General features: G+C 74.0%; 18 protein-coding genes and 1 pseudogene. 8 read left to right on the top strand and 11 right to left on the bottom strand.

The features are described from left to right. The first annotated feature begins 61 nt into the window (after positions 1-61). Genes eat through ACI3EY_RS01745 form a run of 5 tightly spaced genes read left to right on the top strand, consistent with a single transcriptional unit; the run spans position 62 to position 5,781 of the window. Positions 62-1,495 carry an ethanolamine permease gene (eat, locus tag ACI3EY_RS01765; protein WP_405038568.1) on the top strand — a complete coding sequence of 478 codons (1,434 nt, stop codon included), beginning with the start codon at positions 62-64 and terminating at the stop codon, positions 1,493-1,495. After that, the gene (locus ACI3EY_RS01760; RefSeq protein ID WP_405038567.1) at positions 1,492-2,856 is read left to right on the top strand and encodes a glutamine synthetase family protein; all 1,365 of its coding nucleotides are present in this window, start codon (positions 1,492-1,494) and stop codon (positions 2,854-2,856) included. The genes eat and ACI3EY_RS01760 overlap by 4 nt, the downstream gene beginning before the upstream one ends. Further along, positions 2,853-3,608 carry a gamma-glutamyl-gamma-aminobutyrate hydrolase family protein gene (locus tag ACI3EY_RS01755; protein WP_405039205.1) on the top strand — a complete coding sequence of 252 codons (756 nt, stop codon included), beginning with the start codon at positions 2,853-2,855 and terminating at the stop codon, positions 3,606-3,608. The genes ACI3EY_RS01760 and ACI3EY_RS01755 overlap by 4 nt, the downstream gene beginning before the upstream one ends. Continuing rightward, the gene (locus ACI3EY_RS01750; protein ID WP_405039204.1) at positions 3,605-4,966 is read left to right on the top strand and encodes an aldehyde dehydrogenase family protein; all 1,362 of its coding nucleotides are present in this window, start codon (positions 3,605-3,607) and stop codon (positions 4,964-4,966) included. Before ACI3EY_RS01755 ends, ACI3EY_RS01750 begins: the two co-directional genes overlap by 4 nt. A 26-nt stretch (positions 4,967-4,992) precedes the next feature. Continuing rightward, complete coding sequence (locus ACI3EY_RS01745; protein WP_405038564.1) at positions 4,993-5,781, top strand: 3-oxoacyl-ACP reductase; 789 nt, start codon at positions 4,993-4,995, stop codon at positions 5,779-5,781. 43 nt (positions 5,782-5,824) lie between these two features. Here the strand turns inward: ACI3EY_RS01745 and ACI3EY_RS01740 are convergent, their stop codons facing one another. The 5 genes from ACI3EY_RS01740 to ACI3EY_RS01720 all read right to left on the bottom strand — a co-directional run bounded on the left by ACI3EY_RS01740 (position 5,825) and on the right by ACI3EY_RS01720 (position 10,577). Beyond that, the gene (locus ACI3EY_RS01740; protein ID WP_405039203.1) at positions 5,825-7,474 is read right to left on the bottom strand and encodes a CopD family protein; all 1,650 of its coding nucleotides are present in this window, start codon (positions 7,472-7,474) and stop codon (positions 5,825-5,827) included. 3 nt (positions 7,475-7,477) lie between these two features. Further along, positions 7,478-8,281, bottom strand: coding sequence for a class F sortase (locus ACI3EY_RS01735; RefSeq protein WP_405039202.1), 804 nt, complete (start codon positions 8,279-8,281; stop codon positions 7,478-7,480). Positions 8,282-8,294: 13 nt separating this feature from the next. Next, entirely contained in the window at positions 8,295-9,071 is a 777-nt protein-coding gene (locus ACI3EY_RS01730) for a CHRD domain-containing protein (protein WP_405038561.1), read from the bottom strand. Between the two features lie 161 nt (positions 9,072-9,232). Next, positions 9,233-9,457, bottom strand: a complete 225-nt coding sequence (locus ACI3EY_RS01725; RefSeq protein WP_405039201.1) for a hypothetical protein — start codon at positions 9,455-9,457, stop codon at positions 9,233-9,235. Positions 9,458-9,542: 85 nt separating this feature from the next. Then, the gene (locus ACI3EY_RS01720) at positions 9,543-10,577 is read right to left on the bottom strand and encodes an App1 family protein (protein WP_405038559.1); all 1,035 of its coding nucleotides are present in this window, start codon (positions 10,575-10,577) and stop codon (positions 9,543-9,545) included. Between the two features lie 50 nt (positions 10,578-10,627). Between ACI3EY_RS01720 and ACI3EY_RS01715 the strand changes: the two genes are divergently transcribed. Together ACI3EY_RS01715 and ACI3EY_RS01710 are read left to right on the top strand one after the other, a co-directional pair. After that, the gene (locus ACI3EY_RS01715; protein WP_405038558.1) at positions 10,628-10,993 is read left to right on the top strand and encodes a hypothetical protein; all 366 of its coding nucleotides are present in this window, start codon (positions 10,628-10,630) and stop codon (positions 10,991-10,993) included. Beyond that, positions 10,990-12,357 (top strand): amidase, encoded by a 1,368-nt coding sequence (locus ACI3EY_RS01710; protein ID WP_405039200.1) that lies wholly within the window; start codon positions 10,990-10,992, stop codon positions 12,355-12,357. The genes ACI3EY_RS01715 and ACI3EY_RS01710 overlap by 4 nt, the downstream gene beginning before the upstream one ends. A 45-nt stretch (positions 12,358-12,402) precedes the next feature. Here ACI3EY_RS01710 and ACI3EY_RS01705 read toward each other — a convergent pair whose 3' ends face one another. From ACI3EY_RS01705 to ACI3EY_RS01690, 4 genes are all read right to left on the bottom strand, one after another. Further along, positions 12,403-14,727 carry a glycosyltransferase gene (locus tag ACI3EY_RS01705; protein WP_405039199.1) on the bottom strand — a complete coding sequence of 775 codons (2,325 nt, stop codon included), beginning with the start codon at positions 14,725-14,727 and terminating at the stop codon, positions 12,403-12,405. Beyond that, the gene (locus ACI3EY_RS01700) at positions 14,715-15,626 is read right to left on the bottom strand and encodes a WcbI family polysaccharide biosynthesis putative acetyltransferase (RefSeq protein WP_405038555.1); all 912 of its coding nucleotides are present in this window, start codon (positions 15,624-15,626) and stop codon (positions 14,715-14,717) included. Before ACI3EY_RS01700 ends, ACI3EY_RS01705 begins: the two co-directional genes overlap by 13 nt. Continuing rightward, the gene (locus ACI3EY_RS01695; protein WP_405039198.1) at positions 15,623-16,741 is read right to left on the bottom strand and encodes a glycosyltransferase family 1 protein; all 1,119 of its coding nucleotides are present in this window, start codon (positions 16,739-16,741) and stop codon (positions 15,623-15,625) included. The genes ACI3EY_RS01700 and ACI3EY_RS01695 overlap by 4 nt, the downstream gene beginning before the upstream one ends. Before the next feature lie 130 nt (positions 16,742-16,871). Then, positions 16,872-17,117: a hypothetical protein gene (locus ACI3EY_RS01690; RefSeq protein WP_405039197.1), complete on the bottom strand. Its 246-nt coding sequence runs from the start codon at positions 17,115-17,117 to the stop codon at positions 16,872-16,874. A 134-nt stretch (positions 17,118-17,251) separates the two neighbouring features. On the opposite strand from ACI3EY_RS01690, the pseudogene ACI3EY_RS01685 reads away from it, so the two are divergent. Then, positions 17,252-18,613 (top strand): annotated as a pseudogene (locus ACI3EY_RS01685) (NAD(P)/FAD-dependent oxidoreductase); the annotation flags it as partial. Here the strand turns inward: ACI3EY_RS01685 and ACI3EY_RS01680 are convergent. Both ACI3EY_RS01680 and ACI3EY_RS01675 read right to left on the bottom strand, forming a co-directional pair. Then, positions 18,564-20,441: a glycoside hydrolase family 3 protein gene (locus ACI3EY_RS01680; RefSeq protein WP_405039196.1), complete on the bottom strand. Its 1,878-nt coding sequence runs from the start codon at positions 20,439-20,441 to the stop codon at positions 18,564-18,566. The pseudogene ACI3EY_RS01685 and the gene ACI3EY_RS01680 sit on opposite strands and share 50 nt — an antisense overlap. Continuing rightward, positions 20,438-21,985 (bottom strand): glucoamylase family protein, encoded by a 1,548-nt coding sequence (locus tag ACI3EY_RS01675; RefSeq protein ID WP_405038551.1) that lies wholly within the window; start codon positions 21,983-21,985, stop codon positions 20,438-20,440. The genes ACI3EY_RS01680 and ACI3EY_RS01675 overlap by 4 nt, the downstream gene beginning before the upstream one ends.

Below are 21,985 nucleotides of genomic sequence, written 5' to 3'. Positions count from 1 at the left end.
GCAGACTCGCACCACCGGTCAATGGACCAACTGTGATCCATTGAGTCCAGGAAGGCATCCCATGGCACAGCGCAGGGTCGACTACACCCAGGTCACCGACGACTACCACCAGCACCGGCAGCTGAAGAAGGGCGCCGCCGGCTGGGTGCTGCTGGCCGGCCTGGGCGTCAGCTATGTCATCTCCGGCGACTTCGCCGGCTGGAACTTCGGGCTGGACGAGGGCGGCTGGGGCGGCCTGCTGATCGCCACCGTGCTGATGGGCGTGATGTACACCTGCATGGTCTTCGGGCTCGCCGAGATGTCCTCGACGCTGCCCACCGCAGGCGCCGGCTACGGCTTCGCGCGCCGCGCCCTCGGACCTCTGGGCGGCTACGCCACCGGTGTCGCCGTCCTCATCGAGTATGCCGTCGCCCCCGCCGCGATCGCCGTCTTCATCGGTGGCTACGTGGAGGCCCTGGGCCTGTTCGGGCTGACCAACTCCTGGCCGGTCTACCTGGTCGCCTACCTGATCTTCATCGGGCTGCACGTCTGGGGCGTGGGTGAGGCGCTGAAGATCATGTTCGCGATCACCGCCATCGCCGTCGTCGCCCTGATCGTCACGGTCGTCGGCCTGGCCCCGCACTTCGACACCGCCAACCTCTTCGACATCGCGGTGAGCGACGCCGCCGGGGCCAGCAGCTTCCTGCCCTACGGCTTCGCCGGGGCGCTGGCCGCGCTGGTCTACGGCATCTGGTTCTTCCTGGCCGTGGAGGGCGTGCCGCTGGCCGCCGAGGAGACCGCGGACCCCAAGCGGGACATGCCCCGCGGGATCATCGTCGCGATGGGCGTGCTCCTCGTCTTCGCCGCCCTGATGCTGCTGCTGGTCCCCGGTTCGGCCGGGGCCGAGGCGGTCCGCACCTCCGACAACCCCTTGCCCGAGGCGCTGCGCGCGGTGCTCGGCGGCGACTCGTGGCTGGCGGGCTTCGTCAACTACGCGGGCCTGGCCGGCCTGGTCGCCAGCTTCTTCTCGATCATCTACGCCTACTCCCGCCAGCTGTTCGCGCTCTCCCGGGCCGGCTACCTGCCGCGCTTCCTGTCCCTGACCGGCAGCCGGAAGACCCCGTGGGTGGCCCTGCTGGTCCCCGGCACCATCGGCTTCCTGCTCGCCGCCGTCACCCAGAACGGAGCGCTGCTCATCAACATCGCGGTCTTTGGCGCCACCGTGTCCTACGTGCTGCTCAACCTCTCGCACATCGTGCTGCGCCGTCGTGAGCCCGACCTCGAGCGCGGCTACCGCACCCCCGGCGGCGTCGCCACCACCGGCACCGCCCTGGTGCTCAGCCTGGTCGCCGTCGTCGCGACGTTCTTCGTGGACCCGTTGGCGGCCGGGATCACCGCGGTGGTCTTCGTCGCCTTCGTCGCCTACTTCTGGTTCTACAGCCGGCACCACCTGGTCGCCAGCGCCCCCGAGGAAGAGTTCGACCAGCTGACCGAGGCCGAGGGAGGCCTGCGATGACCCACCCCCGCAGCGACCGGATGCTCACCGTCGACCAGCTCCGCGCCGGCGTCGCCGACGAGAGCATCGAGACCGTCGTCGTCGCCTTCACCGACATGCAGGGCCGCCTGCAGGGCAAGTACCTGCACGCCCCCTACTTCGTCGAGCACGCCCTCGGCGACGGCATCGAGGGCTGCAACTACCTGCTCGCCGTCGACACCGACATGAACACCGTGGACGGCTACGCGATCAGCTCCTGGGAGGCCGGCTACGGCGACATGGAGTTCGCCCTCGACCTGGACACCATCCGGCTCGTCCCGTGGCTGGAGCGCACCGTCATGGTGCAGTGCGACCTGTCCCTGCCCGACGGTTCACCGGTCCCGATGTCGCCCCGCTCGATGCTCGCCTCCCAGGTGGAGCGAGCCGCGTCGCACGGCTGGTCGGCGGTGGCCGGGACCGAGCTGGAGTTCGTGGTCTACACCGACTCCTACGAGGAGGCCTGGACCAAGGGGTATGCCGGTCTCACCCCCGCGAACCAGTACAACGTCGACTACTCGATCGTCGGCTCCGGCCGGGTCGAGCCGCTGCTGCGCCGGATCCGCTCGGACATGTGGAAGGCCGGGATGACCGTCGAGTCGGCCAAGGGCGAGTGCAACTTCGGCCAGCACGAGATCGGCTTCCTCTTCGACGACGTGATGACGACCTGCGACAACCACAGCGTCTACAAGACCGGCGCGAAGATGATCGCCGCCCAGGCCGGGCAGTCGCTCACCTTCATGGCCAAGCCCAACCAGCGCGAGGGCAACTCCTGCCACATCCACCTGTCGCTGCGCGGGCTGGACGGCAGCACCGTCTTCTGGGAGGACGGCGCCCGGACCCCGGTCTACGACCAGTTCATCGCCGGCGTGCTCGCCACCCTGCGCGAGTTCACCCTCTTCTACGCCCCCAACATCAACTCCTACAAGCGCTTCGCGCAGGGGTCGTTCGCGCCCACCGCCGTCGCCTGGGGCACCGACAACCGGACCTGCTCGGTGCGCCTGGTCGGCGAGGGCGCAGGCGCCCGGATGGAGAACCGGGTGCCCGGCGGTGACACCAACCCCTACCTGGCGGTCGCGGCGATGATGGCCGGCGGCCTGCACGGCATCGAGCAGCAGCTCGAGCTGGAGCCGATGATGCAGGGCAACGCCTACGAGTCGGACGCACCGCTGGTGCCGCACACGCTGCGCGAGGCCCGTGACCTCTTCGCCGCCTCCGAGGTCGCCCGGTCCGCCTTCGGCCAGGACGTGGTGGACCACTACCTCAACTGTGCCGACGTCGAGATCACCGCGTTCGACGCCGCGGTCACCGACTGGGAGCTGCGCCGGGGGTTCGAGCGGCTGTGACGCGAGCTCCTCGGATCGGGCTGACCACCTACTACAAGGAGGCGGCCTGGGGTGTCTGGCGACGCCCGGCCGCGATCGTGCCCGCCGTCTACGTGGAGGCGGTGGCCGCCGCCGGGGGCACCCCCCTGCTGCTGCCGCCGACGGGTCTGGACCCCGGCGTGCTGGACGTGCTGGACGGGCTCGTGCTCATCGGCGGGGCCGACGTCGACGCCGCGCAGTACGGCCAGGCCCCGCACCCGAGCACCGCCCCCGAACCGGTGCGGGACGCCCCTGAGCTGGCACTGGCCCGGGCTGCCCTGCAGGCACGGGTCCCGCTGCTGGCGATCTGCCGCGGGGTGCAGGTGCTCAACGTCGCCCTCGGCGGCACCCTGCACCAGCACCTGCCGGAGCAGCTGGGGCACACGGCATACCAGCCGGACCCGGGCGTCTTCGGCGAGGTGAGCTTCCGCACCGAGCCGGGCTCCCGGATCGCCACCGTGCTCGGAGCGGAGGCCGCCTCCCCCTGCTACCACCACCAGGGGGTCGACCGGGTCGCCGACGGCCTCCGGGTGACCGCCCGCTCCGCCGACGGGGTGGTGCAGGCCCTGGAGCCGGAGACCGGCGGGTGGGCCCTCGGGGTGCAGTTCCACCCCGAGGAGAACCCTGCCGACCGACGGCTCTTCCTAGCCCTGACCGCCGAGGCCCGACGACGGGCCGAGACCCGCACCGACCACCGCACCGACCCCCTGAGCAAGGAGAACGCGCACCCATGAGCAGCACCGACGTCCTGAACCCCGCGACCGAGGAGGTCATCACCCGGCTGGAGCTGGCCGACGTGGCCGAGACGGACCGGGTGATCGAGGCCTCCGCTCGGGCGCTCGGGCCCTGGCGCCGGACGAGCCCGGCCGACCGGGCGCGGCTGCTGCGGCGTTTCGCCGCGGTCGTCGACGAGCACGTCGAGGAGCTGGCCCAGCTGGAGGTCCGCAACGCCGGGCACGCCGTCGGCAACGCCCGGTGGGAGGCGGGCAACGTGCGGGACGTGCTGAACTACTACGCCGGGGCCCCCGAGCGGCCGGGCGGCGAGACCATCCCGGTCGACGGCGGCATCGCGATGACCGTCGCCGAGCCGCTGGGGGTCATCGGGGTGATCGTGCCGTGGAACTTCCCGATGCCGATCGCCGGCTGGGCGTTCGGTCCGGCGCTGGCCGCAGGCAACACCGTCGTCCTCAAACCCGCCGAGCTGACCCCGCTGACGGCGCTGCGGCTGGCCGAGCTGGCCCTGGAGGCGGGGATCCCGGAGGGCGTGCTGCAGGTGCTGCCCGGGCAGGGGTCGGTGGTCGGCGAACGCTTCGTCACCCACCCCCTGGTCCGCAAGGTCGTCTTCACCGGCTCGACCGCGATCGGCAAGCGGGTGATGGCCGGCTGCGCCGAGCAGGTGAAGCGGGTGACCCTGGAGCTCGGCGGCAAGAACGCGAACATCGTCTTCGCCGACGCGGACCTGGACGCGGCCGCCGCGGCGACCCCCGGTGGCGCCTTCGACAACGCCGGTCAGGACTGCTGTGCCCGGTCCCGGCTGCTGGTCCAGGCCGACGTGCTGGACGACTTCCTGGCCCGCCTGGAGCCGGCCGTGCAGGGTTTCGTCTGCGGTGACCCGGCGGACGAGGGCACCGGTATGGGCCCGCTCATCTCGGCGGCGCAGCGGGACCGGGTGGCGGGCTACGTCGACGGCGCGGACGTGCTCATCCGGGGCAGCGCCCCCACCGGGCCCGGCTTCTGGCAGGCGCCGACGGTGCTGCGGACCACCTCCGAGCACGACCCCGCCTTCACCGAGGAGATCTTCGGCCCGGTGATCTCGGTGCTGCCGTTCACCGACGAGGCCGACGCGCTGCGGATCGCCAACGACACGGACTACGGCCTGTCCGGCTCCATCTGGACTCGAGACGTAGGCCGAGCCCTGCGGGTGGCCCGTGGCCTGGAGGCCGGCAACCTGGCCGTGAACAGCATGTCCGCGGTCCGCTACAACACCCCCTTCGGCGGCTTCAAGCAGTCCGGGCTGGGCCGGGAGCTCGGCCCGCACGCGCTGGACGCGTTCACCGAGACCAAGACCATCTTCATCGCCACCGGCGAGTGACCCCCACACACCAGGAGGAAGCAGACATGACCCAGGACCTCACCCAGCGGCTGGCCGGGCGGGTGGCCGTCGTCACCGGCGGCGTGAGCGGGATCGGGCTGGCCAGCGCGCGACGGCTCGCGGCCGAGGGCGCCACCGTGGTGCTCGCCGACATCTGCGACGAGGCCACCGGGGCACCGGTGGCGCAGTCCCTCGGCGGGATGTTCGTGCGGACCGACGTGACCGACCCCGAGCAGGTGGACCGGCTGTTCGCCCTCACCCACGAGACGTACGGCTCGGTGGACATCGCCTTCAACAACGCGGGCATCTCCCCGCCCGAGGACGGCTCGATCCTGGAGACCGGGCTGGAGGCGTGGCGACGGGTGCAGGAGGTGAACCTCACCAGCGTCTACCTCTGCTGCAAGGCGGTCATTCCCTACATGGTCGAGCAGGGGCGCGGCTCGATCATCAACACCGCCTCGTTCGTGGCGGTGATGGGTGCCGCGACGTCCCAGATCTCCTACTCGGCGTCCAAGGGCGGGGTGCTGTCGATGTCCCGCGAGCTGGGGGTGGAGTTCGCCCGCAAGGGGGTACGGATCAACGCGCTCTGCCCCGGCCCGGTCAACACCCCCCTGCTCACCGAGCTCTTCGCCTCCGACCCCGAGCGGGCCCAGCGCAGGCTGGTCCACGTGCCGATGGGCCGCTTCGCGGAGCCGCACGAGATGGCCGCCGCGGTGGCGTTCCTGGCCAGTGACGACGCCTCCTTCATCACCGCCAGCGAGTTCCTGGTGGACGGCGGGATCAGCTCCGCCTACGTGACGCCGCTGGCGGACTGAGGGGTTCGCCCCACCGGTGCGTGCGGCCCCCGCCCCGGCGGGCTCAGGGGGCGGCGCGCACCGGGAGGGTGTCGGCGAAACCGTCGGCCACGGCTCCCCCGGGACTGCTGACGAAGTCGTAGTCGCCCTCCGCCTCCGGGGCCGGGAAGGTGATGAAGGTGCGGGCGGGCACCTCCACGTCGAAGATGGTGCCGCCCTCGGCGTCCGGCGAGGTGATGGTCGCCGCGTCGTCGCTGCTGTTGTAGACGGTCACCGACTGGCCCGGCCGCACGGTGCTGGCCACGTGGAAGCGTTCGCCGTCGATCAGCACGGCGACCGAGAGGTCCCCGTGGTCGTGCCCGCTCATGTCCTCGACCGGGGCGTCCTGCTCGGAACCCGCCCCGCCCGGGTCGTCGTCCTCGGTCGGGGCCACCTCGACGCCCTCCCGAGCGGCTCCCTGCTCGGGTGCGTCCTCGGGGTCGCTCCCTTGCGGCGCGGGGGCCACCGAAGTGCTGCCGCCGGTCGAGGTGCTGCTGCCGGTCGTCGGCGGTGTCGGTGCCGCCGAGGCCCCCAGGGCCACGGACACGGTGATGGTCGCCGCCATCAGCGCGACCTCGACGACCCCGAGCCGCACGAACGTCCACGCCCGTCCGGCAGCGAGCGCGGGCAGGGTGGAGCGGCGGTGCTGCCAGCCGATCAGCCCCAGGACCAGCAGCAGCACGGTCTTCACCGCCAGCAGCTGCGCCCAGCCCTCACCCACCCACGACCAGGACGGGACGCCGGCGACGAGCAGCGCGGCCACCACCCCGGACAGCAGCAGCAGCGTGAGGCACCCCAGGGCGAGCGCGCTGAACCGGCGGACCGCGTGCACGCTCTCGAACCGGTCCCGCCCGTGCAGCAGCAGGGCGACCAACCCGCCGACCCACAGGCTCGCGGTGAGGACGTGCACGGTCAGGGCGACCACGGCGGGGACGTGGTTGCCGGCCGCGGCGGAGTGGCCGGCCAGGACCCCCGGGACGGTGACGGCAGCCAGCGCCGCGACCAGGAGCACCCTGGCACCGGCCCGGACCCCGCCGGAGGACCGTCGGGCGAGCCAGGCGCTACCTGTGGCCACCAGGACCAGCAGGATCGCGACCCACAGGGTGGCGCGCCCGACCGGGAGCTCGGTCGCCAGGGCCAGCACGGCCTGGGTGGACAGCCGTGCGACGGGGACCCCGTAGACGGTGCTCGCGGTGAGCACCAGGGACACGAGCTCGGCGGCCAGCCAGCCCGCGGCGGTCCAGGTGGTGCCGCGCAGCGCCCGCAGCATCCCGGCCGACGCTCCGACCGGAGGGGCCGACGCTCTGACCGAGGAGGAGGACGCGAGCAGCGCGGCGAAGACCAGCTGCCCCACGGTGAGCACCGCGAGCAGGCGGACCAGGAGATGGGCCACCGGCAGGCCCCACCCGGTGACTGAGCCCGCGTCCGGCAGGCCCTCGGGGGACGGGCTCGGGGCGCCTCCGCCCACGACCAGGGCAGAGACCAGCACAGCAGCCAGCACGACGCCCGTCCCGGCGAGGAGGACACCTGGCGCGGACGGGTGCCGGCGCACCGGCGCCGGACCGGACCGGTCAGGCCCGTCCGTGCCCGCGGCGGCCTGTTCCCCGTCCGTGCCCGCGGCGGCCTGTTCGCGACCCTCGGCGGGGAGGGTTCGCTCCAGCGGCGACAGGGCCACGGCTCACGCCTCGCGGGCGAAGACGATGACGTTGTCGGTGTAGTGACCGGTGCTCTCGGCGATGGTGCCGGCGCAGGTGATGAGGCGCAGCTCGGGGCCCGGGGTGTTGCCGTAGACGGCGGCGGTGGGGAAGGAGTCCTTGGGGAACTGCTGCAGGTCGTAGATCTCGAAGGTGGCGACGGTCCCGTCGGCGCGGGTGACCTCCACCGTGTCACCGACGGTGAGCGCGGCGAGGTCGAAGAAGACGGAGGGGCCGCGGGCCGCGCTGCTGACGTGGCCCAGGAGCACGGCCGGGCCGGTCTGGCCGGGCCGGGGTGAGCCGTCGTACCAGGCGGCGGTGTCGAAGTCGTCGCCCTCGGGGACGGCCAGGGCGCCCTCCGGGTTCAGGCCCAGGTGCAGCAGGTCGGAGCTCACGCCGATCGCGGGGATCGACACCGAGACCGGGGCATGCACCGGGGCAGCCTCCTCGGCGTCCTCGCCGGGGGGCTCCTGCGCGGAGTCGGTGGGCTCCTCGAGGGCGTCCGGCGCCGGGGTCTGCACGGTGTCGTCGGGCGCTTCGGTCGCGGTGGGCCCGGGTGTCGGCAGGGACGTCCTCGTGGCCCCGGTGTCGGGGGAGTCCGCGCCGGAGGTCCGCACGGCGCTGTCAGCCAGCGTCGGGGGGGCGGTGGTGGGGCCGGGTCCGGAGATCCCGAACGCCACCGCGGTCCCTCCCCCCAGCAGCAGCGCGAGCGCCGCCACCGTGGGGAGGACCGGACCGCGACGTCGGGCAGCGCGGTGCGTGCCCGGCTGCCCGACGTCCTCGGTCATCAGCTGTTCTCGATCAGCTCTGGTCGGCGTTGCGACGACGGGCCAGGATCAGCGCGCCACCGGCGAGGGCGACACCACCGGCCGCGGCGAGCGCCAGGTTCTGGCCGCCGACAGCGGCCTCACCGGTCTCGACGCCACCACCGGGCACCTCACCCATCTGGGAGACCTGGACGACGCCGCACAGGGCGGGGTCGGTGGCCTCACCGGGCAGCGAGGGGTCCAGGTCGGACGCACCGCGGTCACCCTCGTCGTAGGCGCCGCTGCCGTCGTGGTCGACACCGTGCACGACGACCACTGCCTCGCCGTCCCACAGCGCGTCGGCCGTCTCCTGGTCGACCTCGACGCCACCGCGGGAGTAGCTCACGTCGTCACCGACACCGAAACGGTCGATCGCCAGACCGGAGTCCGGGCTGGTGTCACCCTCGGTGGTCAGCGAGACCTTGATGCCACCGTAGGCGGGGCCACCGTCGGTCGTGCTCAGGAAGCCGTCACCGTCGGCGTCGTCGTCGGCGGTGGGGCACATGTTGCGGGCGTCGCCGGCGTAGTGGATGTGCGCTGCGTGCGGGGCGTCCGCCAGCAGGCCCTGGTAGGCCAGGGTGAAGTTCAGGGTGGTGCCGTCCAGCTCGAGCATCGCCGAGCCGGAGCCCGGAGCGTCGTTGAGGGGGACCGGCTGCAGGTCGGCCATGGCCTCGCCGGAACCGGTGGTGGAGGCGAGGGCGGGACCGGCGGCCAGCAGCAGCACGGCGGCGGCAGCGGCGGGGACGGACAAGAGCTTCGAGGACAGATTCATCGGAACTACCTTCTGATCGGACCTATAGCACGCGTCGGTGCGCACCATCAGGCGATGTGACCCCAATCATTCACAGGGCTTGCACACCGTATTCGTCACCGACCAGGAATGTGGATTGGAACTTCTTTTTCGGTTTCCGACCACGTGCCATGGACGGCCTCTCAGACGGCCTCGTCGTGCGGCCCCGGGCCCTTCGGCTCCTCCGACGGGTCCTGCCCGGGCGTGGTCCCCGGCGCAGGGTCGGCGTCCGGGCCGGTGCCGGGACCTGGGTTGCCGGGCACCGATCCGGGCGGCGGGCCGGGGCTCTTGGGGGCGTCCTCGCCGGGACGGTCGGCCCCGGAGGTGTGCTCGGGGCGTACGGGCTCGGTGCTGTCCGGGGTGCTCATGGCGGTTCCTCTTCGGTGAGGCGGCGGGTGGCGACCAGCACTGCCGACCGTACTCCCGCCGGGGGCACCGTGGAGGGTGAACGGATCAGCGCGCGTGACCCTGCAGCACCTCACGCAGCAACGGCAGCAGGACGTCGCCGTCGGCGCCCAGCAGCACCGGCGGCCCGTCGGGGGACACGGCGGCGTCGGCGGCGTCGGTCGGGCGGTGCGGCAGGATCTGGCGCAGCGCGATCGCGGCGACCCGGCCGGGGTGGGACCGGGCGAACTCCCGGTAGAGGTCCGGGTCGTGCTCCCCGTCGTCACCGACCAGGACCCACGTCACCTCGGGCAGGTCCTCCGCCAACCGGGCCAGTGAGGACGCCTTGTGCTCCCGTCCGTCGCGGAACCACCGTCGCGGGGTGATCCCCCAGTCGGTCATCAGGACCGCCCCGGCCGGGAAGCCGTGCCGCTCCAGGAAACGGGACACCGGGCCCACCAGGTTCCACGGGCCGTTGCTCAGGTACACCACCACCGGGGGCTGCCCCTCCACACCGGCCTGCAGCAACCGCGCCATCCCCGGGACCGAGCGTCTCGTCGTGCTGGTGCCGCGCAGCGTGCGCCAGGCCGCCCTCAGCGGGTGGGCCACCCCGGTGACCCAGACGGTGTCGTCGATGTCGCACACCACCCCGCGCACAGGCGCCGCCGGGGCCACGTGGACCCGTGCGCCGACCGGCTCCCGGTCACCCACCTGCAGCCAGGCCGTCTCCGTGCCCGGCGCCACCGGCCCCGCCAGCGGGAGACGGGCGTCGACGATGCCCGCCTCGTCGCTGGCGACCGTGGTGGTGACCCCGTCGAGCTCGACGCGCGCCTCGACCCGGGGCCGCTCCAGGGTCAGGAGGCGTCGCCACCCCGGGACCCCGCGCCGGGCCCCCGGGTCCACCGAGGCGGGTGCCAGAACCACCCGGCCCAGCACCCGGGCGTGGTGCGGACCGGCATACCCGGAGTAGGGGATCACCGCGGTGGTCCACCCCCGCCCGGTCGCCCAGCGGGCCAGCCCGTCCCGCACCGCTGTCTCGGTCCGGTAGGCGACGGTGACCGGGAGGGCGCGCAGCCGGCGGGGGAGGCGGTCGAGCAGGGGCATCCGTGCAGGCTAGCGGGCGACGCCGGGAGGGACGGACTACCGTAGCAGCCATGACCTACGTCTTCAGCAAGGCGGTGGCCGTCGCCACCGCGGGGTATGCCCTCTTCGCGGTCGCCCGTCCCCAGCACCTCTCCGACGCGCTCGGCGAGAAGGGTGCGGCGGCGGACGCGACGCACCGCACGGCCTACACCTACGCCGCCCGTGACCTGCCGATCTCGGCGCTGACCGTGCTGGGCCGCGGCGAGCTGCCCGCGGCCGGCGCGCTGCTCCGGCTGGCCGGGGACCTCGGTGACGCGGTGGTCCTCGGGCTGACCGGCCCCGACGGCAAGCGCGGCACCCTGGTCGCCGTGCCCCTGGCGTGGGGCGGCATCACCCTGGGCGCGCTGGCCCTGGACCGCTGGCGGGACGGACGGTGAGGCAGGGCACCGCCCTGGCGGCGGCCTTCGCCGACGGGTCGACCACCCCGGTCGAGCACGTCCAGCAGTCCCAGGCGACGATCGACGCCCGGGAGCCCGAGCTGAACGCGCTCTGGGTCCGGGACGACGTGGAGGACACGCTCGCCCAGGCACGCGCCTCGGCGCAGCGGTGGGACCAGGGCAGCCAGCTCAGCCCGGTGGACGGGCTCACCGTCACCCTCAAGGAGAACGTGGCCCGGGCCGGGGTGCCGATGTCGATGGGCAGCGCCGCCGTCGAACCGGTGACCCCTGACGTCGACTCCCCGATCGCCCGCCGGGCCCGGGAGGCGGGGCTGATCGTGCTCGGCTCCACGGTGATGCCGGACTGGGGCATGCTCTCCTCCGGCGTCTCCAGCCGGCACGGCATCACCCGGTCCCCGCTCGACCCGTCGCTCACCACCGGCGGGTCCAGCTCCGGGGCCGGCGCGGCCGCCGCGGCGGGCTACGCCCCGTTGCACGTGGGCACGGACATCGGCGGCTCGATCCGGCTGCCCGGCACCTGGCTCGGGCTGGCCACCCTGAAGCCGAGCGCGGGCCGGATCCCGCTGCACGCGCCCTACCTGGGGCGGGCCGCCGGGCCGATGGCCCGCACCGCCGCCGACTGCGCGCTGCTGATGTCGGTGCTCTCCGGCCCGGACCCGGTGGACTGGACCTCGTTGCCGCGGCAGGACGTCGACTGGACCGACCTGGACCTGGACGTCACCGGTCTCCGGGTCGCGGTGTGGACGACCGCCGGCTACGGCGTGGAGCCCGAGCCGGCGGTCGCCGCCGCCACCCGGAGCGCCGCCGACCGGCTCGCGGCGGCGGGAGCCGAGGTCACCGAGATCCGGCCCTGGATGACGCAGGACCTGCTGGACGGGGTGAATCTCTTCTGGCAGGCCCGTTCCTGGGCGGACTTCGCCCGCCTGGACGCCGCGGCGCAGGGACGGGTGCTGCCCTACATCGCCGACTGGGTCCGCTCCGCGAGCGGGCTCGGCGGGACCGAGGTGATGGACGCCTACCACGCCTTCGCGCAGGTCCAGGAGGCCACCACCCGCGCCTGGGCGGCTGCCGGCGACCCGGACCTGATGATCAGCCCGGTGGCACCCGGTGCCGCCTTCCCGGCCGAGCAGCCGATGCCCTATCCCGACGGCGGTCGCGGGATGTGGCACATCAACTTCACCATGCCGTGGAACATGACCGGCCAGCCGGCCGGCACCGTCGACGGTGGCCGCACCGAGGACGGCCGGACCGTCGGGGTGCAGGTGGTGGGCCGGCCCTTCGACGACCTGGGCGTGCTGCGGGCGATGTCCTGGCTGGAGGCTGAGCACCCGACACCCTGCTGACGGGCGTCCGGGAGGGTCGCGCGCCCCGCACCCACGCGCGAGTGGTCAGGGGTGCGCGGCCCGCCAGTGCTCCACCACGACGTCCGGCGGGACGGGGTCCACCGCGTCGGCGCTCAGGAAGCACGTCCCTGACCGCCCGCCCTGCAGCCGGGCGCGGCCGGTGCCGCGAGTGACCCGCACCTGCACGCCGCTCGCCGGGTCATCCGTGCACGGTCCGTGGGACGGGTCGGGGACGTCCACCCGGGCGGGCCACGGCTGCCAGGGCAGCCGGCGCACCCAGACCGGCCGCTGCAGCCGCACCTCGGCCCGGGACCGGGCGAGGACCTCGCCCGGTGGCCGACCCGCGCGGACCCGGGCGTCCGGTGGCAGGCAGTCGAGCAGGTCGCCCTGCCCCACCGTGGCGTCCGTACCGGTCAGCCAGACCCCCACGTCACCCTGCCGCAGAACCGACTCCACCGCGAGCACGACTTGGCCGTGCGTCCAGCCCCGGACGTCGAGGTCCACGACGACGTCCGGCTGGGGGTGGCTCCAACCGCGGCCACGCACCAGGGGGTGGGGCAGCAGACGGCCCAGGCGGGCGGTCTCGGCGTTCTTGACACCTGCGAGCCCGGTGCCCGCGGCGTCCACGCGGCCGGCGACGTCCGGGCCGTCGTGCCAGGCGACCGCGTCGGGCACGTGCCGCAGGTCCGCCCCCGCCAGCCAGCAGCGCCACGCGAACTCCCAGTCCTCCCCGCCGTAGCCGGTGAGCCGACCCTCGAACCCGCCGACGACGTCCAGCAGCGCACGGGACACCCCCAGCACCGCGCCGATGACGAAGCGGAAGGACGTGTCGTCGGCGGCCCGCAGGTCCTGCGTCCGCGCGTACCCCTCGGCCAGCCAGGCGGGCGCCGGCAGCTCTGCGGACGGGGGCCAGCGCCCCACCCCGCGCAGGTCGGCGTGCCGTCGCCGGCCGACCGCGAGGGTCGGCCGGTCCAGACATGCCTGCTGCAAGGTGGCCACGTAGCCGTCCTCGGGCACGGTGTCCCCGTCGAGCAGGACCACCACGCGACCCGTAGTTGCCCCCAGGCCCAGGTTGCGGGCAGCCGCGAGGCGGAACCCCTCGTCGGGCTGCCGCAGCACCTGGATCCGCCCGAGCGCCCCGTGCGGGGCGGCGGGCAGCGTGGGCGGCCGGGGTGAGCCGTCGTCCGCCACCACCAGCTCCAGACCGCCCCGGACCCCGGTCTGGGCGCCTAGGCGTTCGACGAGCAGGTCGAGCAGCTCCTGGTCGCGGTAGTACGGCACCACGACCGAGACCGCCGGCTCGCGGGCGGCGCCCCCGACCCGCCGCCCCGCCTCCTGCCGGGTGGGCCCGAGGCGGACGTCGAGGGGCAGCCAGGTCGGGTCCGGGCCGTCCGGCGAGCACGCCTCGGACAGCGCGTCGGCGAGCGTCAGGGCCAGCCGGTCCTCGGTGACCGGCTGCACGGTCCCGGGCAGCCGGGCCGCGAGCTCTCGGGCGTACCGCGAGTCGAGCAGCACCGGCCGCCGTCCCGCGGCGAGCCAGGTCGCCACCGAGCCGGATGCGGACACGTGCCGGTGAGCCGCCACCGGTACCGTCGCGGCGGCGAGCAGACCCGGCAACTCCTCGTCGGGCACGTAGCCGGTGGCGTGCCAGCGCACCCCAGCCTCCTCGGCCCGCGCGGCCAGCGTGTCCAGCAGGTCCTCATGGCCCTGCGACGGCCCACCGAGGTTGACGACCTCCACCACGCGGTCCCGCAACCGGGGGTCCCGGGCCGCCCGCGCAGCGGCGTCCACCACCTCCTCGAGCCCCTTTCCCGGATAGACGAACCCGAGCGTGACGACGGTGAGCGGTGGTGGCGGCGGGGTGAGCGGTGACGAGGGTCGGGGCGCGGCGCCGGCGTCGGGCTCGACCGGCAGCGGGACCACCAGGGTGCGCCCGAGCACGGCGGTGGCGACGTCAGGGCGGGCCCAGCGCAGCGCCGCCGCGAGCAGCAGCCGCTCGTGGCAGCTGGCCACGACCACCGTGTCCGCGCCGGCCGCCAGTCCCGCGTAGAGCTCGCTGCGCGCCCGGCGGTGCCGCCCGTCCGAGCGCTGCGGCAGGTCGTGCAGCGCCACCGTCACCCGGGCGGCACCCCGCACCACCCGGCGCCACTCCTCCAGCCCCCGGTCCGGCGCGGACGCCAGCAACCGGTCGGTGACCTGCGCGACCACGACCCGCCCGGCGACGGCACCGTCGGACAGCTCGTCCAGCCGGCCGCACCGCAGGAGCTCGGACTCGCCCAGGTGCGGATGCACCGAGAGCCCGTGCCGCACGACCCCGTGCTCCTCGGGCCCGGGCACGAGGTGGACCAACGACGGGGTCACGGACTCCATCCCCACCGCCGCAGCAGGTCCTCCCTCTTCTGCACCCCGACCTCGACCACCCGCGGGTGACGGGCGTAGAACTCCTCGTGGGCGTCCCCCACCTCGTCGTCGGAGACCGCCTCGCCGTCCACGAGCCACCCCTCGCGGGGTTCCCCGCGCAGATCGAGCGCCTCGAGGACCCCGCGGGACAGGGGGGTGGCCACGGAGGCGAGGAGCACCCGCCCCGGATCCTGGACGGCCGCGCCCGAACCGGGCAGGACGTCCTCGAGCACCCGCCGGGCCAGCGCCAGCAGCACCTCGTTGCCGGGGTGGTCGACGGTCCGGCCCGCCTCGGCCCCGGCGGCGCGGACGACGTCGCTGATGCGCACGCTCTCCTGCGTCCGCTCCCGCCGCTCGAGCTCAGCCAGCGAGTCGGCGGCGAGCTGGCGCACGAGCGCGGCCGGTGCCTCCCACGGACCGTCCCACCCAGCAGCGCGCGCCAACCGCCGCACGTCGTGGTAGGGCACCACGGGCGGGTCCTGGACGTCCGGGTGGCGCACCAGCACCTGCTCCGGGTAGAGCCCGGTGAAGAAGTAGTTGGGCGCAGCCACCACGCGCGCCCCCGGTCGCAGCCGCGTCGCGACCTGGTCCGAGCCGAGCGGCATACCCTGGTAGTCGTCGGCCACCGCCTGGGCGACGAGGACGTCGACCCAGGTCAGCAGGCGGTCGAGGTGGGGGAGGTCCGCCTCCTCCAGCTCGTGCACCGGCGGCATCCGCACGGTGTCGAGGACATCGGCGGTGTCGAGGGCGACCCGCAGCGCCTCGGCCTGGCAGTTGCCGAAGACCGCCAGCCGCGGCCGCCCGGTGGCGGGCAGCTCCTCCAGCCCGTAGAAGCCGCCGTAGTGGCGACGCCGTCCGTCTTCGCTCATGGCGGGCTCCCCCCGTCGATCCGTCGTCCCTCGAGGACACCGGCATACACCTGCGCGTGCCGTCGCGCCAGTTCTACCCGCTGCGCGGACCGTGCCGCCCGGCCGGGTCGGGCGGGGGGTCCGGCCGCGCACCGGACGAGGATGTCGGCCAGGCGCGACGGGTCGGGAGCCCGGTCCGGCGCCCCCCACGTCCGGACCATCCCGCCGCCCTGCTCCTCGAGGTGGCCGACCCGGGGGGCGAGCACCCAGGTACCAAGGTCGCGGCACGCCTCGACCCACCCCGAGTGCGTGGCCCAGGCGTAGGGCAGGACCGACACGTCCAGCCCCTGCAGGGCGGACCAGAGCTGATCGTCGTCCAGGCGTGGGCCGACGACCACCTCGACCCCCGGCGGTGGGTCGCCGAGCAGCCGGCGCAGGAACCCGGCCAGCGCCTCGTCGTGCCGGGGGAAGGCCGGGTCCAGCACCTCGGGGTGCGCCCGGACCTCCAGCACGGCCGGGCGCACGGTCCGCGCCGAGAGCTCCGGCAGGGCCTCGAGCAGCGCCGGTAGGACGCGCATCGGCGCCAGGTTGGTGCGCAAGTTCTTGAGGTGCAGCCCGACGCGCAGCTCCTCGTGCACCGGGCGCGGCCCGTCGAGCAGCGCGAGCGGGACCACGTGCGGGTGCGGCAGGACGAGCGGGCGGCGGCCGTGCTCCTGCTCGACGCGATCGGCCGCACCGTCGCTGAGGGTGAGCAGACCGTCGGAGCGCTCGACGAGCAGGGCCAGCTCGTCCCGGTGGTGCGTCTGGTCGTGCAGGTGGGGGTGATCGATGTCGTGGACGGTGTGGACGAGCGGCAGGCCCAGGTCGGCGAGCGCGTCCAGCCAGGCCCGCAGCTCGGGCAGGCTGCGTGCCTCCATCCCGAAGTGCACGTGCAGGACGTCCTGCTCACGCGCGTGCTGGCGCACCCACGCCTCCTCCAACGCGGGGTGCGGCCACCACCGGCCCGGGGGCGCGCCGGGAACCGGCGGGTCGGGGAGCACGGTCACGGCGGGCGAGGAGGCGCCCGTCGGCGCCGCCTGCACGTGCTCGACGTAGGGATGGGCGGCGGGGACGTGCCGCACCCGTACCGCGCTCACCCGCCCACCTCCCAGCGCCCGGGCCGGTCCGGGCGGCTACCGAGCCCGTTCACGTCGTGCCGGGTGCGTCGGGCCACGGCGGTGGCGCGGCGCTGGTGACACGACCCCCGGTGGTGCAGGCAAGAGCCGATCACCGGCCGGGCTCTGCCTCGGCCCCGGAGAGGGCCAGCGACCCCACGGTCCGGGGGTGCGCGGTCCGCTCGAGGGCGGCGCACTCCCTCCGTCCGGCGTCGTCCTGCACCCGAGCCGCGAACACGCTGACCCGGTGCCCGCGCGTGGCCAGACCGGAGACGAGGTGCGCCGTCAGCGACTCCAGGCCCCCGGCGAAGGGCTCGGCCAGCGGGTGCCGGGCGTGGGCCACGACCACGACGTGCACAGCAGGACCTCCAGTCATCGGGGTGGGCGACGTGACGTGGGCACACGCTCGTTCCGGCATGCTCGACCATCGGACGTCAGTCTGGACATTAGGTCGGGTCGGGCGATCGCGCCGTCTGGACCGGCACCTGGCGACGACCGCTGCCGTGCTGCGGTCGATGTCCTGGCTGGAGGCCCCCGGAGGCCCGTCGGCGGGCTGACGGGCTCCGGACCCACAACAGGACGTCGGCCACCAACGGTCCTAGGGTGGGAGCCATGTCCACCACCGAAGTCGTCGTCGTCGGGGCGGGTATGGCCGGCCTCACCTGTGCCCATGTGCTCCAGGAGGCAGGGGTCCAGGTCCGCGTCCTCGAGGCCGCGGACGCGGTCGGTGGCCGGATCCGCACCGACCAGGTGGACGGCTTCCTGCTGGACCGCGGTTTCCAGCTGCTGAATCCGGCATACCCGATGGTGCGCGAGCTCGTCGACCTGGAGGCGCTGCACCTGCAGCCGCTGCCGGCCGGGCTCGCCTGCCGCAGCGACCGCACCGACCAGCTGCTGGTGGTCGCCGACCCGCGTCGTGAGCCGCAGCTCATCCCGCAGACCATGCGCTCGGGCAAGCTCCACCCTGCCAGCCTGGGCGCGCTGGCCCGGTGGGCCGCCCCGGCGCTGCGCGAGGACTGGACGCTGCGCAGCGGCCGTGAGGACGTGTCCCGCAAGGAGTCGATGGACCGGGCGGAGCTGCACGGGCCGCTGCGCCGGATGGTCGACACCTTCCTCTCCGGGGTGGTGCTGGAGGACGACGGCAGCACCTCGACGGCCTTCACCCGGCTGATGACCCGGATGTTCGCCCTCGGCAAGCCCAGCCTCCCCGAGGCGGGGATGCAGGCGTTGCCCGAGCAGCTCGCGGAGGGGCTGCACACGCCGGTGGAGCTGTCCACCGAGGTCGTCTCGGTGGAGCCGCGGCGGGTGCGCACCGCCGGCGGTGAGGACATCGACGCCGAGCTGGTGGTGCTGGCGACCGACGCCACCACCGCGGCCTCCCTCAGTGGCACGGAGACCGCCGCCGGCAAGGGCCTGACCACGCACTGGTTCGCCACCGACGAGGCACCCACCGACCTGTCGCTGCTGGTCATCGACCAGCGGGAGGACCCGGGTCCGGTCATCAACACCGCGGTGCTCAGCAACGCCGCCCCCTCCTACGCGCCCGACGGACGGCACCTGGTGCACGCCTGCACCCTGCTGCAGGCCGGCCAGGAGCCGGTCGACGACGCCACCGTGCGCCATCAGCTGGCCGGCATCTACGGCGTCCCGACGCAGGGCTGGGAGCTGCTGCGCCGGGACGACATCCGGTATGCCCTGCCCGTGCAGAAGGCTCCGCTGCAGGACCGCTCGGCCCTGGAGGTCGCCCCGGGTCTGATCATGGCCGGGGACCACCTCGACACCGGGTCGATCCAGGGCGCGATGGTCAGCGGGCGCCGGGCCGCCGAGGGCTACCTGCAGCGACGCCAGGGCTGACGCCGGCCGAGAGCCCGTGCCCGCAGGGCAGCAGCGGGTCCTCGAAGCCCGGCCGGTCCGGCGCGTGCTCGCGCACGTCCGCCATCGACCGGGGAAGGTCGAAGGGCAGCCGTCCCCGGGCCGCTCCCTGCAACGCCTCCACCAGGGCCGGGCCGCTGCTGCCGAAGCTGGCCACCACCGCGTCGGCCACCTCCAGCACCGGGGCCAGCACCGCCGGTCGGTCCAGGGTGACGTCGACGACCAGCGGGCAGTGCCGGGCCAGCCGGGCGAGGCGCACCGGCAGCCCGGGTGGGAAGTCCAGCGACCCCTGGTGGAACCACGCCTCCAGGAACAGGTCGGAGCGCGGCTCGAAGGGCGCCTGGATCCGCACCAGCGCGAGGTCGGCGTCCTCCACCCGGTCGACCACGGTCCCCAGGGCCGACGCCGCCTCGGGGTCCATCCCCTCGACGTAGACCCGGCGCTCGACGTCGGCCAGCGGCAGCAGGCCTTCCGGGTCGTGCAGCACGGTGACCGACTGCGCCTGCGCCGCGTGCCCGGCCCGGCGCAACTCGTCGGTGCCGACGCTCGCGGCGGCGGCGTCCTCGTCCACGTAGGGGTCGTCGAAGAGCCCCAGTTGGAACTTCACCAGCAGCAGCCGGCGGGCCGAGGCGTCCACCCTGGCCTCGTCGACCCGACCGACCGCGACCAGCTCGGCCAGCAGCTCGACGCACTCCTCCCCGCCGAACTGGTCGCACCCGGCCTCCAGCAGCAGCTGCATCCGGCCCAGCGGGTCCAGGTGCTCGACCCCCCAGGCCCGGGCCGGCAGCACCTGCTCCCCGACGTGGTTGTCGTTGATGAGCTCCCAGTCGGTGAGCACCACCCCGTCGTAGCCCAGCTCGTCGCGCAGCAGCTCGGTGACGATCCGCCGGTTGTAGCCGAACCCGACCTCGGGGACCGCCTCCCCGTCCAGCTCGAGACCGACCGGCATCCCGTAGTACGGCATGACCGCCGCAGTGCCGGCAGCGAGCACGTCCCTGAAGGGCCACAGGTGGTCGGCGAACCGGCCGCCCGGGTAGACCTGCTCCCGGCCGTAGGGGAAGTGCGCGTCCTCGCCGTCGGCCTGCGGGCCGCCCCCGGGGAAGTGCTTGGCGGTGCAGGCCACGCTCTGCTCCCCGAGCTGTTCGCCCTGCAGCCCCTCCAGGAAGGCCAGTCCCAGCTCGGCGACCACCTGCGGGTCCTGCCCGAAGGTGTGCAGCTGGCGGGCCCATCGAGGCTCGCTGGCGAGGTCCAGGGTGGGGTGCAGCGCGGCCCGGATGCCGACCGCGCGGTACTCCTGGCGGACCGCGTCGGCATACCGGCGGCAGTCGTCGACGTCACGCAGCGCGGCGATGCCCAGCGGCTCGGGCCACTGCGAGAAGGCGCCGGCCGCGAAGCTGGCGCCGGCGTTCTCGCTGAACCCGTGCCGGGGGTCGCTGGAGATCGTCACCGGTATGCCGTGCGGCGCCTCCTCGGCCAGCTCCTGGAGGGCGTTCTGCCACCGGGCCGCCACCCGGGCGGTGCCCAGGGCGTGCACGTTGAAGTGGGTGACGTGCTTGCCGAGGACCACCTCCCGGGTGCCGGTCTTGCTGATCGCCCCGGGCCCGTCCAGCAGGGTGCCGCCCTCGCCGGACTCGATCACCGTGTGGAAGAGCAGCCCGATCCGCTCCGCCAGGGAGAGCCGGCCGAGCAGGTCCTCGACCCGCTCGGCCGCCGGGAGCCGAGGGTCCTCGAAGGGGTCGAGGCGCCCGTTGCCGTTGAGGTCGCGATAACGGGTGCCGTCCGGCGCGGTGCTCGTCGGCAGACGCGTCATGTGCTGGCGCCGAACTCCTCCGGGGCGATGACCGGACGCAGCTGCGCCTCGACCTCGCCACGCACGAAGTAACGCTGCAGCATGCCCCGGTCCAGGACGTTGCCGAGGGCACCCATGATCATCGCCTGGTCCAGGGACAGGTGCCGCTGCGCGACCTGCCCGGAGCCGGTGGCCACGGCGTCGTAGAACCCGCCGGGGCCGTAGCAGTCGAAGTCCTCCTCGATCCGGCGCAGGTTGTCCACCGCCTCCTCGCGCTCGAACATCATCCCGAGGAAGGCGGCGTGCGGGGTGACCACGCCGTCGCCGTAGTCCGGCTTCGGCTGGTCCCACCGGTAGTCGGTCTGCTCGATGTCGGAGAAGTAGCCGTCGGTCCGCAGGCCGAGCGCCTCGACGCCCCACTCGGCATACCCGCCGGCGGGGTGGCTGGCCGGGGAGAAGCCCCAGTAGCCGTACTCCTCCATCCCGTGCAGCCGCTGGGTGGCGACGTGGTTGGGGTGGTTGCGGCCCCACGAGTCCGGCGCCCAGGTGTCCTCGGGCACGAAGACGGCGGGCATCAGCTCCTCGAACATCGAGCCGCCCCAGCCGGGCACGGTCAGCATGCCGTAGTAGTCGTGGGCGCCCTCGAAGACGTCCACGCCCAGGTAGCTGCGCCACTGACCCACCGGCGGCATCTCCGGCCAGTCCCACTCCGGGGGGAAGGTGCGCCACGCCTGGTAGTAGGCCTCCGGCGGGATCTGGCCCTTGGCGATCGCCAGGTAGGTGGTGATCCGGGTCTCGGAGACGATCGTGTCGTAGTGGTGGTCGGCCGTGTACCAGACCGGTTCGCCGGCCCCGATGAGGTCGCGCGCCTCGGTGGCCGGGGGTTCCAGCAACCGGGTGGGTTCCTCCAGGTAGAACCCGCCGTACATCAGGTACGGCTTGGAGAAGGTCGGGTCGGCGAAGACGTCGAAGCGCATCCGGTCGAACATCTTCCCGGCGAGCCGCCGGTTCGCCGGGTCGGCGTTGCGGACCACCAGCAGGGCCGCACCCAGCCAGGAGGCGTCGATGCTGGAGACGAAGGGGACCACCGGGTCCCCGCTCTCGGGCCACTCGGTGATGACCGAGCCGTCGCGCGGGTCGTACCAGTTGAAGTACATCCCGCTGGGCTCGTGGTGCTCCAGCCCGTCCAGGGTCCGCAGCGTCTGCCGGATCCGCCGGGTGGCCTCGCCCCGGGAGATGATCCGCAGGTCCCGGGCCACGATCGTGGACCACAGGTAGCCGCCCAGGTTGGTGGGTGAGGTGTAGAGGCCGGGGGTGGACAGGTCGCCGGTGATGTTGTCCGAGACCAGGCCGGTGCCCTCGTCGGTCATCGCGACCATCGACGCCCAGGTGTCCCGGGTCCACCGCAGCAGCGTCTCCCGGTCACCCCCGTGCGGGGGGTGGTGCGGGCCTCCCTTCCCGTGCGCGAAGGCGGGTGCCGGGCCCAGGGTGGCGGCACCCAGGGCCATGCCGCCGCCGAGGACGGCGCGGCGCGACAGGGGGGTATGCGGGTCGAGCTGGGTCAT

The sequence above is a fragment of the Serinicoccus shuyuelongi genome (assembly GCF_045032955.1).
GTDB lineage: Bacteria > Actinomycetota > Actinomycetes > Actinomycetales > Dermatophilaceae > Ornithinicoccus.
The sequence above is the reverse complement of the archived record's forward strand: the minus strand, read 5'-3'. Positions and strand labels throughout refer to the sequence as shown.